At 71.5% G+C, this 12,877-nt stretch carries 12 protein-coding genes; 8 read left to right on the forward strand and 4 right to left on the reverse strand.

What is annotated here, in order from left to right; genetic code table 11:
• The first annotated feature begins 364 nt into the window (after positions 1-364).
• Together ABT070_RS34920 and ABT070_RS34925 are read left to right on the forward strand one after the other, a co-directional pair.
• Positions 365-607: a helix-turn-helix domain-containing protein gene (locus ABT070_RS34920; RefSeq protein ID WP_351766689.1), complete on the forward strand. Its 243-nt coding sequence runs from the start codon at positions 365-367 to the stop codon at positions 605-607.
• Positions 608-689: 82 nt separating this feature from the next.
• Positions 690-1,928, forward strand: coding sequence for a tyrosine-type recombinase/integrase (locus ABT070_RS34925; RefSeq protein ID WP_351766691.1), 1,239 nt, complete (start codon positions 690-692; stop codon positions 1,926-1,928).
• 78 nt (positions 1,929-2,006) lie between these two features.
• On the opposite strand, the gene ABT070_RS34930 is transcribed toward ABT070_RS34925, so the two are convergent.
• Positions 2,007-2,768, reverse strand: coding sequence for a phosphoglyceromutase (locus ABT070_RS34930; RefSeq protein ID WP_351766693.1), 762 nt, complete (start codon positions 2,766-2,768; stop codon positions 2,007-2,009).
• Between the two features lie 242 nt (positions 2,769-3,010).
• Between ABT070_RS34930 and ABT070_RS34935 the strand changes: the two genes are divergently transcribed.
• A complete protein-coding gene (locus ABT070_RS34935) occupies positions 3,011-4,348 on the forward strand; it encodes an MDR family MFS transporter (RefSeq protein WP_351766695.1) in 1,338 nt (445 codons plus the stop codon).
• Positions 4,349-4,564: 216 nt separating this feature from the next.
• Here ABT070_RS34935 and ABT070_RS34940 read toward each other — a convergent pair whose 3' ends face one another.
• On the reverse strand, positions 4,565-5,092 hold the full coding sequence (locus ABT070_RS34940) for a DUF2000 family protein (RefSeq protein ID WP_451100819.1): 528 nt from the start codon (positions 5,090-5,092) through the stop codon (positions 4,565-4,567).
• 85 nt (positions 5,093-5,177) lie between these two features.
• On the opposite strand from ABT070_RS34940, the gene ABT070_RS34945 reads away from it, so the two are divergent.
• Together ABT070_RS34945 and ABT070_RS34950 are read left to right on the forward strand one after the other, a co-directional pair.
• A complete protein-coding gene (locus ABT070_RS34945; RefSeq protein WP_351766697.1) occupies positions 5,178-5,987 on the forward strand; it encodes a helix-turn-helix transcriptional regulator in 810 nt (269 codons plus the stop codon).
• Positions 5,988-6,011: 24 nt separating this feature from the next.
• Positions 6,012-6,605: a hypothetical protein gene (locus ABT070_RS34950; protein WP_351766699.1), complete on the forward strand. Its 594-nt coding sequence runs from the start codon at positions 6,012-6,014 to the stop codon at positions 6,603-6,605.
• Positions 6,606-6,704: 99 nt separating this feature from the next.
• Here ABT070_RS34950 and ABT070_RS34955 read toward each other — a convergent pair whose 3' ends face one another.
• Complete coding sequence (locus tag ABT070_RS34955; protein WP_351766701.1) at positions 6,705-7,208, reverse strand: type III secretion system chaperone family protein; 504 nt, start codon at positions 7,206-7,208, stop codon at positions 6,705-6,707.
• On the reverse strand, positions 7,201-8,538 hold the full coding sequence (gene mshA / locus ABT070_RS34960) for a D-inositol-3-phosphate glycosyltransferase (protein ID WP_351766703.1): 1,338 nt from the start codon (positions 8,536-8,538) through the stop codon (positions 7,201-7,203). The genes ABT070_RS34955 and mshA overlap by 8 nt, the downstream gene beginning before the upstream one ends.
• A gap of 364 nt (positions 8,539-8,902) precedes the next feature.
• On the opposite strand from mshA, the gene ABT070_RS34965 reads away from it, so the two are divergent.
• The 3 genes from ABT070_RS34965 (at position 8,903) to ABT070_RS34975 (ending at position 12,829) form a co-directional block, all read left to right on the forward strand.
• On the forward strand, positions 8,903-9,721 hold the full coding sequence (locus ABT070_RS34965; RefSeq protein WP_351766705.1) for a class I SAM-dependent methyltransferase: 819 nt from the start codon (positions 8,903-8,905) through the stop codon (positions 9,719-9,721).
• 244 nt (positions 9,722-9,965) lie between these two features.
• A complete protein-coding gene (locus ABT070_RS34970) occupies positions 9,966-11,057 on the forward strand; it encodes a C40 family peptidase (protein ID WP_351766707.1) in 1,092 nt (363 codons plus the stop codon).
• A 290-nt stretch (positions 11,058-11,347) separates the two neighbouring features.
• Positions 11,348-12,829, forward strand: a complete 1,482-nt coding sequence (locus tag ABT070_RS34975) for a PP2C family protein-serine/threonine phosphatase (protein WP_351766709.1) — start codon at positions 11,348-11,350, stop codon at positions 12,827-12,829.
• Positions 12,830-12,877: the final 48 nt, after the last annotated feature.

The raw sequence follows: 12,877 nt of genomic DNA on the forward strand, positions 1-12,877 counted from the left end.
CCCAAGGTCGCGCCGCGCAGCGGCTCCTTCTTCACGCTGTGAGGCGCACCGAACTACAACAGGCAGCCCCCTCTTTGTCCTAAGAAGGAAGACCCTGCGTCATGCGCGTCATGCGAGACGGGAAACGGCCCCTGACCTGCAACGACAGGCATGACGCAGACGGCTCCCTCTGCGTCATCCTGCGTCATCTGCGTCATCCAATGACGCACCCCATGACGCCAACATGACGCATGCCCTAACCCCTGCGTCGAGCAAAACCCCAGGTCAGAGCCCCGAGTGACGCTCATGACGCCATGACGCAGAAATCCACACCTCGGACAGGCGCGCCGACGCAAGCCCCTCGCCCGCGCACGGAGGACACGCCATGAGCACCGCACGTGAACAGCCGGACCCGCGCGCCACACTCCGCGGCGGGCTGCCGGACCGCTACCTCACCCCCGACGACATCGCCGAGATCTTCGAAGTGCCCAAAGAGACCGTCTACCAGTGGCGGAAGAAACGAATTGGGCCGCCCGGATTCCGCATCGGCAAGCACATCCGCTACGACCCCGCCGACGTGCTCGCCCACGTCGCCGAACGCAAGATCACCGACCAAAACGTCGCCTAACCCAACGCCCACCTCAGACAGCAGGGAGAGCCGCCACCCGGCGGCTCTCCCTGCTTCATGCTGGGAAAGGACTCCGTCTCTGATGGCAGGAAGCATTCAAGACCGTTGGTTCAGGACCGAGAGCGATGCCAACAACAAGACCGTCCGTGTCAAGACCGAGCGCCACGGCACCGGCCTGCGCTACAGGGCTCGCTACTTTGCGCCCGACGGCAAGCGCAAGAGCAAGTCGTTCGCCGACGGACAGAAGCGCCTTGCGGAGCAGTGGCTGAGCAAGATGGCTGCGGACGTGGCACGGGGCGACTACATCGACCCGAACGCGTCCCGGACTTCGTTTCAGGAGTTCGCTGAAGGCTGGCTCGCGAGCCAGAGCGGAGACCCGAACACCCGGGCGTCGATGCAGTCACAGCTCAAGCTGCACGCGTTCCCGCGCATCGGGTCCCGCGCGCTTGGGTCGTTCCAGCCGAGCCACATCCGCGAGTTCGTGACCCAGCTCGAAGCATCCGGCATGTCCGGCGCATACGCACGCGTGATCTTCTCCAACGTGCGCGCCGTCTTGTCGGCAGGTGTAGAGGATGGCTACCTGCGCCGGAACCCCTGCAACTCGCGCACAGTGACGCTCCCTGAGATGGGCATCCGTCGTGTCGTTCCCTGGCAGCCAGACCGCGTCTTCGCCATGCGGGCTGCCATGGTCGAACGCTTCCGGCCCATGGTCGACGTGGGCGCCGGCTGCGGTCTACGGCAAGGCGAAATTCTCGGGCTGTGCGTCGATGAGGTGGACTTCGACAGCGGCACCCTGCACGTGGTGCAGCAACTGAAACTCAGCCTGAGTAAGGCCGTGTTTGCGCCCCCGAAGGGCGGCAAGCTCCGTGACGTCCCGCTGCCCGAACCCGTGGCGCAAGCGCTCAAGGAGCACATCAAGCGGTTTCCGCCCGTTGAGATCACGCTGCCGTGGATGCGAGCGAACGGCCAGCCCGTGACCAAGCGCCTGATCTTCAGTGGGCCCAACGGGGGCCACGTCTGGCGTGCGTCGCTGAATCAGGACCACTGGAAGCCCGCCCTTGCGTCCGTCGGCGTCATCCGTAAGGCCAAGAGCCGGGAACACGCTGCCGCGCGGGAGCACGGCATGCACGCTCTCCGGCACTTTTACGCATCCGTTCTGCTGGACGCGGGCGAGAGCATCAAGGCCGTGAGCGAGTACCTCGGGCACTCCGACCCGGGACTCACGCTGAAGGTCTACGCGCACCTGATGCCCAGCAGCCGGGACCGTGCTCGGAAGGCACTCGCTCTGGCACTCCAGCCGCCGCAGGATCCTGCGCACTGAGGGCCCACAGTGGGCCCAGGCCGTGAAAACGCCCCCGATCCGCGCTGTCTGCGCAGGTCGGGGGCATGATCACGAACCCTACTTCTTCTTGCCCTGGTTCTTGACTGCTTCGATCGCTGCCGCGGCCGCGTCCGGGTCGAGGTAGGTGCCGCCCGGGTTGACCGGCTTGAAGTCGGCGTCCAGTTCGTAGGCCAGCGGGATGCCCGTCGGGATGTTCAGGCCCGCGATGTCGGCGTCGGAGATGCCGTCGAGGTGCTTGACGAGGGCTCGGAGCGAGTTGCCGTGGGCGGCGACCAGGACCGTGCGGCCGGACAGGAGGTCCGGGACGATGCCGTCGTACCAGTACGGGAGCATGCGGACGACGACGTCCTTCAGGCACTCCGTGCGGGGGCGGATCTCCGGCGGGATGGACGCGTAGCGGGGATCGGCGGCCTGCGAGAACTCCGAGTCGTCCGACAGCGGCGGGGGCGGGGTGTCGTAGGAACGGCGCCAGAGCATGAACTGCTCCTCGCCGAACTCCGCGAGGGTCTGCGCCTTGTCCTTGCCCTGGAGGGCGCCGTAGTGGCGTTCGTTCAGGCGCCAGGAGCGGTGGACCGGGATCCAGTGGCGGTCGGCGGATTCGAGGGCCAGCTGGGCCGTGCGGATCGCGCGCTTCTGCAGCGACGTGTGGACCACGTCGGGGAGGAGGTCGGCATCCTTCAGGAGTTCGCCACCGCGGACCGCCTCCTTCTCGCCCTTCTCGTTGAGGTTGACGTCCACCCATCCGGTGAACAGGTTCTTCGCGTTCCACTCGCTCTCGCCGTGACGGAGGAGGATCAGCTTGTACGGTGCGTCGGCCATGCGTATGAGCGTAATCCACCGCTCCGATCCGTTGTGCGCCCGCTCGTACAGCGGACAGGCCCCCTGACGGTTGACGGAATCTGTTAATCGAGTGGCCTCCCGCGCTTCGCTTCTCGTAAGTTCTGAGCGCCGCCTGAGCCACTTACATCGGCGACTCGTACCGGCGCCGTGCATCAGCGGCGTGCACCAGCGCCGTGCACCAGCGCCTTGTGTCAGCCACTTGCATCCCGGGGGGATCCGTCATGTCCGTCGCCGTCCTGAGACGTGCCGCCCGCGAGACCCTCTCCGGGCTGCCGCGCGAGTTCTGGTGGCTGTGGACCAGCACCCTCGTCAACCGGCTCGGCGGCTTCGTCGCCACCTTCATGGCGCTGTACCTGACCCTCGACCGCGGGTACTCCGCCTCCTACGCCGGGCTCGTCGCCTCGCTGCTCGGGCTGGGCGGGGTCGTCTCGTCGCTCGGCGGCGGGATCATGGCGGACCGGCTCGGGCGGCGGCCCACCCTGCTCGTCGCGCAGACCTCGACGGCCGCGTCCGTGGCGCTGCTCGGGTTCGTGGAGCATCCCGTCGCCATCGCCGGCGTCGCCTTCCTGGTCGGCATGGCCTCGAACGCCTCCCGGCCGGCCGTGCAGGCGATGATGGCCGACATCGTGCGCCCCGAGGACCGGGTCCGCGCCTTCTCGCTCAACTACTGGGCCATCAACCTCGGGTTCGCCGTCTCGTCCATGGCCGCCGGGTTCATCGCCGAGGTCAGCTACCGCGCCGGGTTCCTCCTCGAAGCCGGGATGACCCTCGTCTGCGCGGTCGTCGTCTTCCTCAAGCTGCCCGAGTCCCGGCCCGAGCGGGAGGAGAAGGCCGTACGGGAGGACGGCGTCGGGCTGGGGGCCGTGGTGCGGGACGGGCGCTTCATGAGCGTCGTCGGACTGTCCTTCCTCGTCGCTCTCGTCTTCCAGCAGGGGTCCGTGGGGCTGCCCGTGGCGATGGGCGCGGCCGGGTTCACACCGGCCGACTACGGCATGGCGATCGCCGTCAACGGCGTGCTCATCGTCGCGCTGCAGATCCCCGTCACCCGGTTCATCGAGCACCGGGACCCGCGGCGGCTGCTGGTCGTCTCCTCGGTGCTCGCGGGGTACGGGTTCGGGCTCACCGCCTTCGCCGGGTCGGTCGGCGTCTTCGCGCTCACCGTCTGCGTGTGGACCCTGGCGGAGATCGTCAACGCACCGACCCAGACCGGGCTCGTCGTCCGCCTCTCCCCCACCCATGGGCGCGGGCGCTACCAGGGCATGTACACGCTCTCCTGGGCCGTGGCCTCGCTGGTCGCCCCGGTGATGTCCGGCTTCGTCATCGACCGGTTCGGAGCCGAGTGGCTGTGGGGGATGTGCGCGGTCGTGGGGACGGCGGCGGGGGTCGGATACGCCGTGCTGATGCGGCGCCTTCCGGACGGGATCGAAGGCCGAGCCGAAGGCAGGGCCGAGGGTCGGGCCGAGGGTCGGGCCGAAGGCCCGGTCGAGGTCCCGGAGACCGTCCTCGGCGGAAAGGCCGCCGGCACTGCCGCCGAGCCCGCGGCAGCCGGCGCCGTCTGAGCGACTGACACGGGGGATTCAGCAGACTCGAGGGCCCCGGGAGGCCCGGGAAGCCGGGGGGATCCGGCAGACCTGCGGGTCTGGGGATCCGGGAGGCCCGGGGGACCGGGAGGCCCGGGGGACCGGGAGATCCGGGAGCCCGGGAGATCCGGGAGACCTGCGGGCCTGGGAGGCCCGGGGGATCCGGAAGCCCGGGGACGTGTGGGACACGCGGGGTCAGGGGTGCATCCGTGCGCCCTTCAGCACCTTGTCCACCGCGTTCCTCGGGCCGTGGACCGCCAGGCCCACGACGTCCAGCCCGGCCGTCGGGACGGCACGCACCGCCGCGCGGTTGTCGCGGTCGTTGCCGGTGGCGAAGAGGTCGCTCGTGAACACCGCGCGCGGGAGGGACCGGGAGAGCACGCGCGCGTGAGCCGCGGTCAGCGTCTCCTTCGTCCCCTCGAAGACCAGCACCGGCTGACGGAGCATCGACAGGTATCGCACGCCGTCCGCGTCCTCGTACGGCTCCCCGATCACCTCGGGGAAGGCCGTACCGAGGCCGCTGACCAGGAACGCGGTGACGTTCAGGCGCTGCCAGGTCTCCAGGTCCTCGCGCAGCAGGACAGCGATCTTCGTGTCGAAGCGGACGGGTCCGGCGGCCGGGCCCGGGCTCCCGGCCGGTCCGGCGGCCGGGCTCGTGGTCCCGGTCGGTCCGGCGGCCGGGCTCGTGCCCTCGGTCTCGGTCGTGGCCGGGCTCGTGTTCAGGTTCGTGCTCGTGTTCAGGTTCGTGCTCGTGGTCATACAGCGAGACTGCCGAGCGTCGTACGACTTCGTCTTGTACGTTTTTTGCATGGCACCCCGGCAGGAAGTCTCCGCCTGGCGTCCGGCCGTCCCGGGCATCGTGGAGGTCTTCCACGCCCACTTCACCGAGTACGCGTACCCGATGCACGTCCACGAGGCGTGGACCTTGCTGATCGTCGACGACGGCGCCGTACGGTACGACCTCGACCGGCACGAGCACGGCACCCCGCACGACACGGTGTCCCTGCTGCCGCCGCACGTGCCGCACAACGGCTCACCGGCCACCTCGGGCGGCTTCCGCAAGCGGGTCCTGTACCTCGACGCCGAGGTGCTCGGGGAGGACCTCATCGGGGCCGCCGTCGACGCGCCCGACCTGCGTGATCCCGTGCTGCGCCGACGGGTCGGGCAGCTGCACTCCGCGCTCGCCCTGCCGGGCGACGAGCTGGAGGCCGACAGCCGGCTGACGTTGATCGGGGAGCGGTTGCGGACCCATCTGCGAGAAGGGCTGCCCACCGCCGCCGCGCGCCGCGACCCGGACCTCGCGCGCCGCCTGCGCGAGCTGCTCGACGAACACGTCGTCCAGGGCCTGATGCTGGACGAGGCCGCCGGGCTCGTGTCGGCCCATCCCGCCCATCTGGTGCGGGCGTTCAGCGCCGCGTACGGCATCGCGCCGCACCAGTACCTCACCGCCCGCCGGGTCGACCTCGCCCGCCGGCTCCTGCTCGACGGGCGGCCGCCGGGTGAGGTCGCGGCGACGGCCGGCTTCTACGACCAGGCTCATCTCACCCGGCATTTCCGCAAGTTGGTGGGGGTCACGCCCGGGCGGTACAGAGATCGACGGAAGTCCTTCGTCCGCTGATGACCGGCGCATAGCGTCGCTTCCATGGACATCGACGAGACCCAGCACTCCTCCGCCACACCCGACCCTCAGAACTCCCGGGGGCCTTCCGCCCGGGGCGGCTTACACGCGAGACGGATATCGGTCGCCGTCGTGGGGGCGGCGGCCCTGGTGGCGCTGAGCGTCGGCATCGCCCTCGCGGCCGCCTCGGACGAGGGGCCCGCCACTCCCCTGCCGAGCGCGTCGTACACGCAGCCGTCGGTCACCGCGGAGCCCGCCGACACCGGGGGCGACACGGGGAGCGACATCTCCGGCGGGAGCAGCTCCGGAGTCGACGGCGGGACCAGCGTCGGCGCCGACGGCGGGACCGGCGGCACCGACCCCGACGCGACGGAGACCCCGTCCACGCCTACTCCCTCGCCCTCCGCGCCGGCCGACCTGGACGACATCGACCGGCGCCTGACCGAGCTCGACCGCAAGCTGGACCAGCTGCCCACCAAGCAGGAACTGGCGGACGCCCTGCGCGCCTTCGCCGACCAGCTGGACGCTCCGGCCACCCCGACCGCGCCCGCCCCGGACCCCGACGACCCGGACGGCCAGGACGGCCAGGACGGCCAAGACGGCCAGGACGCTTCCTGACCGAATCCCGGACGCTTCCCGACCACCCCGCGACCAACCCCCGACCGGCCCCGACCGGCTCCCGGCTGCCTCTCGACGGCTTCTCGACCGTTTCCGGGGTCAGTCGGCCGGGCGGCGGGTCAGATGCGCGAACGCGTCCAGGTTGCGCGTCGGTTCACCCCGGGAGATCCGCCACTCGTACTCCTTGCGGATCGCGCTCGCGAAACCCAGCTCCAGGAGCGTGTTGAAGGCACCGTCGGCGGCCTCGAGGACCTGGCCCATGAGGCGGTCGATCTCGTCGGCGGTGACCGAGGCGAGGGGGAGGCGGGCGGTGACGTAGACGTCGCCGAGCCGGTCGACGGCGTAACTCACGCCGTACAGCTTGAGGTTGCGCTCCAGGAGCCAGCGATGGACGCCGGACTCGTTCTCGTCGGGGTGCCGGACGACGAAGGCGTTCAGGGAGAGGGAGTGGCGGCCGACGATGAGGGAGACGGTCGTCTTGAGTTTGCGGGTGCCGGGCAGCTGGACCACGTAGTTGCCGGGGGCCGGGCTCTCCCACTCCAGCTCCGCGTCCTGCAGGAAACCCTCGATGACCTGTGCGGCCGTCTTCTCCACGTCACCCATGCTCGGAGCGTACGCGACGGCGGTGGGACTGGGCCGCGGCCGCGTAGACGTCGGCGGTGGCGGCCGCCGCGGTGTCCCAGCCGAAGGACTGGGCGTGCGCGGTGGCGGCGGCTCCCATCCGGGCGGCGAGGTCGGGGGCGTCCGCGAAACGCGCGAGCACGCGCGCGTAGGCGGCCGGATCGTGGCCCTGCACCAGGAAGCCCGTCTCGCCGTCCCGCACGGCCACCGGGAGCCCGCCGACGGAGGCCGCGAGCACCGGGGTGCCGGCCGCCTGCGCCTCTATGGCGACCAGCCCGAAGGACTCGCTGTAGGAGGGCACGACCAGCAGCGACGCCGCCCGGAACCAGTCCGCGAGCTGATCCTGGCCGACCGGCGGACGGAACCGTACGACGTCCGCGATGCCGAGCCGCGCGGCCAGCTTCTGCAGGCCCTCCGGCTTTGCGAGGCCACTGCCGCTGGGACCGCCGACGACCGGGACGACGATGCGGGAACGCAGTTCCGGGCGCTCGTCGAGCAGCACGGCCACCGCGCGCAGGAGCACGTCCGGAGCCTTCAGCGGCTGGATGCGGCCCGCGAAGAGGGGCACCAAGGCGTCCTGGGGCAGGTCGAGGCGGGCGCGGGCGGCGGCCCGGCCGTCCGCCGGGGTGAAGCGGTCGAGGTTGACGCCGGGGTGCACGACGGCCACCTTGCCGGGGCCGGCGTGGTAGTGCCGTACGAGTTCGTCGGCCTCCTCCGCCGTGTTGGCGATGAGGCGGTCGGCGGCGGCGACGATCTGGGTCTCGCCGATGACGCGGGCGGCGGGCTCGGGGGTGTCGCCGTCGGCCAGGTTGGCGTTCTTGACCTTGGCCATGGTGTGCATGGCGTGCACCAGGGGGGCGCCCCAGCGCTGGGCGGCCAGCCAGCCGACGTGGCCGGAGAGCCAGTAGTGCGAGTGCACGAGGTCGTAGTAGCCGGGGCGGTGACCGGCCCAGGCCTGCATCACGCCGTGCGTGAAGGCGCACAGCTGGGCCGGGAGGTCCTCCTTGGCGAGACCCTCGTAGGGGCCGGCGTCGACATGCCGGACGAGGACGCCGGGGGCCAGCTCGACGGTCGGCGGGAGGCCGCCGGTGGTCGCGCGCGTGAAGATCTCGACCTCGATGTTGATCGCGGCGAGGCGCTGCGCGAGCTCGACGATGTAGACGTTCATGCCGCCCGCGTCGCCGGTACCGGGCTGGTGGAGCGGAGAGGTGTGCACGGAGAGCATCGCGACGCGGCGGGGGCGGCGGTGGAGCCTGAGCCGCGAGGGTGCCGCCGTAGAGCGACGCCCGAGCCTGTTGGTGTACTGGCTCACGGGGCGTTCCTCCTTGCTGCGGACATGCCGGAAAGAGGGTCCTGGAGCCCTCCAAGGGGGTGCAACACCGGAGGAAGGCGTTCCCATTCCGGGCGGCTTTCGGAAGCGGACGGTTTTTGCCCAGTCATTACCGCGCATCGCTCAACCGTTCGAGACCGGTGTGCGTCGCATCCTCGGGCGGCTCGGGCGGCTCGGGCGGCTCGGGCGGCTCGGGCGGCTCGGGCGGTTCTCGCCCCCGCCGCCCGTTCCCGGCCCGAACCGGTCGCGACGCCGAACCGGCCGAGACTCCGGGCGGGACGAGATGCCGGGCGGGCGGGGCGAGGCCCCGGTGGGCGGAAGGCGGGGTCGCATTACCCTCGTAGGCATGACATCCCGCGCCCCCGCCCGCCCCGTGGGCACGGTCACGCGCGGGACGACGAACCCCAACCGGCTGCGCCGCATGGACCGCTGGATCGCCGTGACGCACGGCGCCGAGCTGCGCCGCGCCGCCGAGCCGCTCGCCGTCGACCTCGGGTACGGGGCGGCGCCCTGGACGGCCGTCGAGTTGCTGCGGCGGCTGCGTTCCGTCGCGCCACGCGCGCGTGTCGTGGGCGTCGAGATCGAACCGGCCCGGGTGGCGGCCGCCAAGCCGTACGAGCGCGAGGGGCTGGACTTCCGGCACGGCGGGTTCGAGATCCCGGTACCCCGGCGGCCGCACCTGGTACGCGCCGCCAACGTGCTGCGGCAGTACGACGAGGACGAGGTCGCCGCGGTCTGGCAGCGGCTGTGCGCGCGGCTCGCGCCGGCCGATCCGGCGACCGGGTCCCGCGGCGGTCTGCTCGTCGAGGGGACCTGCGACGAGATCGGACGCCGGCACGTATGGGTCGCGCTCGGGCCGGAAGGGCCGCGCACGGTCACCTTCGCGACCCGGCTGGGGTCTCTGGAGCGGCCCTCGGACCTGGCGGAACGGCTGCCCAAGGCGCTGATCCACCGCAATGTGCCGGGCGAACCGGTGCACGCCTTCCTGCGCGACTTCGACCGCGCCTGGGCGGCCGCCGCGCCCTACGCGTCGTACGGCGCCCGCCAGCGGTGGATCCGCACGGTACGGGAGTTGACGGCGGACTGGCCGGTGACGGACGGGCCCGCGCGCTGGCGGCAGGGGGAAGTGACCTTGCGGTGGGGGGCGTTGGCGCCCCGGAGCTGAGCCGGCGCCTCCCGCCGGGCTGAACCACGGTTTCTCCGAGGGCGCCGGGAACGATCTCCGTGAGTCGTTCGTCACACTGACGGGGAGATCGTCATGGTGGGAGGGCGAAGAGGGGAAGGACTGCTTCGGTCGCTGTGCGGCTCCGGCGTTCCGTCGTCACCTCTGTCGTTTTCGGCCGTGACGTGGCACGATCCCCCGGGCACTGTATGTTACTGACGGTTAATCAGGGGTTGGGGGACGGGGTATGGGAACGGGCAAGCGCGGCCTGCTCACCGCGGCTGTGACGGTGGTCTGTGCGGTCACCGTGCTGGGCGCACCCGGCACCGCGTTCGCCAGCCCGAGTCCCACACCGTCGCCGTCGGCGAGTTCCACGACCCCGCCGCTCCCCTCCACCGCGTCCAACAAGGACCTCGAGGCCGTCCGCACCAAGCTCGAAGCGCTCTACCACGACGCCGCGGTGGCCACCGACGCCTACAACGCGGCGGAGGAAGCGGCGAAGAAGCAGTCCGCGGAGATCGTCGAGCTGGCCAAGAAGATCGTCGCGGGCCAGGAGAAGCTGGACGACCTCAAGGACCGCGCGGGTGCCGCGGCCCGCGCGCAGTACCGCACCGGCGGCCTGCCGGACGAGGCGCAGTTGATGCTGACCGACGACCCGTCGGAGTTCCTCGACGGCGCGGGCCGGGTGCGCCAGGGCCAGCGCGCGACCAAGGGCCTGATCGGCGAACTCACCCGCACCCAGCAGGACTTGGAGCAGTACTCCAAGGACGCCTCCACCCAGTGGCAGAAGCTGGAGGCGGGCCGCAAGACGAAGGCCACGGCCCAGAAGAAGATCGAGAAGCAGATCGCGGCGGCCGAGAAGCTCGAGTCCCAGCTCGAGAAGAAGGAGAAGGAGCGCCTCGAACAACTGGAGGCGCAGGTCGCGCTGGAGGCGCAGACCGCCTGGCTGGACACCGGCATCCTCGACGAGATCGACAGCTCGGCGTCCGTCCAGGGCAAGAAGGCGGTGCAGTTCGCCACCGCCCAGATCGGCAAGCCGTACGTGTGGGGCGCGGAGGGGCCGAACAGCTTCGACTGCTCCGGACTGACCTCCGAGGCCTGGAGGAGCGCCGGACAGGCGATACCGCGCACCTCGCAGGAGCAGTGGAAGCAGCTGCCGCACATCGCCGTCGAGGACATGCGTCCCGGTGACCTGATCATCTACTTCGCCGACGCCAGCCATGTCGCGTTGTACGTGGGCGACGGCGCGATCATCCACGCCCCGCGCCCGGGCCGCACGGTCACGCTCGCGGGGGCGGGCACGATGCCGATACTCGGGGTGGTCCGGCCGGACGCGTGAGGCCCGGCGGCCGGGCGGCCGGGCGACTCCTCGGGGCGTATTCCGGCACGTGACCCAGGCCACCTCGGCCCCGTCGCCAAACTCCACGCGGACGTGACGTTCGTCATCTCCGCACCACACCCGCCCCGCCCAAATGCGGTACAGAACGCGGCATATGACAGTGGCCAGAGATCAAGCGGCCTGTCGCACACCATTCCGTTGCGGCGCCTTCTGCCGCTATGGTCCCCGTCGGTGGGTCGAGGTCCCTCGTCCCCGCCATGCCCTCGGGGGGAGGGAAGGAACCCAAGACGATGCCCGTACCCGTACCGCGGCAGAGAGCGATCCCGGCCGTGGAAAGTGGTCAGGCGCAGGCCGCGCCCGCAGTCGGCGGCCCCTCCAAGGAAGAAACCCTTCGCAACGAGGCGACCACGGCCGAGAACCGGAACAACGCCGCGCACGACCACAGCGCACACCACACCGCGCTCAACGCCACGCCCGCCGACGGCGTCCACCAAGGCGTGAGCCCGACCGGCGTGAGCGCCACGAGCATGAGCGCCACCGGCGTCGGTGCCTCCGGCGTGAGCGCCGCCGGTGTGAGCGCCGCCCACACCACCCTCACCCTGCTGCTGATCGAGGACGACCCCACGGCAGCGCCGATCGTCCACGACCTGCTCGACGCGGACGGCAGGCCGATCCGGGTGCGCACCGCCCGCAACCTCACCGAGGCCGAGCGGCTGCTCACCCATGACGTGCACTGCATCCTGCTCGACCTGGCGCTGCCGGCGCCCGGCAGGGCGGGCGAGTCCGACGACGAGCTCGCCGTCCTGCGGCACGTGCTGCGGCTCGCGCCCCGGCACGCCGTGCTCGCGCTCACCGCGTCCGGCGACGCCGAGCGCGGCGCCGAGGCGGTACGCGTGGGCGCCCAGGACTACCTCTACAAGGACGAGCTGGACGGCCGGCTGCTGAGCCGCGCGATCCGCTACGCGGTGGAGAGGAAACGTTCCGACACGGCCGAGCGGCGGCTCGCCGAGGGCAAGCTGCGCGCGCAGGAGAACGCCCGCCTGGAGCGCGGCCTGCTGCCCACGCCCCTCCTGGAGGGGTCCCCGCTGCGGTTCGCCGCCCGCTACCGCCCCGGCCGCTCACGCGCACTGCTCGGCGGCGACTTCTACGACACCGTCCGCACGCCCGACGGCACCGTGCACGCCATGATCGGCGACGTCTGCGGGCACGGCCCGGACGAGGCGGCGCTCGGCGTGGAGCTGCGCATCGCCTGGCGGGCGCTGACGCTGGCGGGCCTGTGCGGGGACGAACTGCTGAACACGCTCCAGCAGGTGCTGGAGCACGAGCGCGACGACGACGAGATCTTCGCGACGCTGTGCACGGTGGACATCGCGCCCGACGGCCGCCGGGCGGGCCTGTGCCTGGCCGGCCACCCCGCGCCGCTGATCGCCCGCCCGGACCGGCCCGCGCGTCTGCTGCCGTACGACAACAACGGCCCCGCCCTCGGGCTGCTGCCGGGCGCCCGCTGGCCGCGGATGCAGGTCGAGCTGGGCGCCGAGTGGAGCCTGATGCTGTACACCGACGGCCTCATCGAGGGGCGGATCGGCGAGGGCCGGGAACGGCTGGGCCAGGACGGCATGGTGGAGATGATCCGCCGCCAGCTCTCGGAGGGGCTGAGCGGCGAGGCGCTGCTGCGGGCCGCGGTGAACGAGGTGCGCCAGCTCAACGGCGGCGAGCTGACGGACGACGTGGCGGTGGTCCTGCTGGACCGCGTCCCGGTCCCGGTCCCGTAGCCCGACACCGGCCGCGAGGCAGGGCCCTGGCGTCCGTGCCGCCGGGTG

The sequence above is a fragment of the Streptomyces sp. NPDC002884 genome (genome assembly GCF_040295245.1).
Classification (GTDB): Bacteria; Actinomycetota; Actinomycetes; order Streptomycetales; family Streptomycetaceae; genus Streptomyces.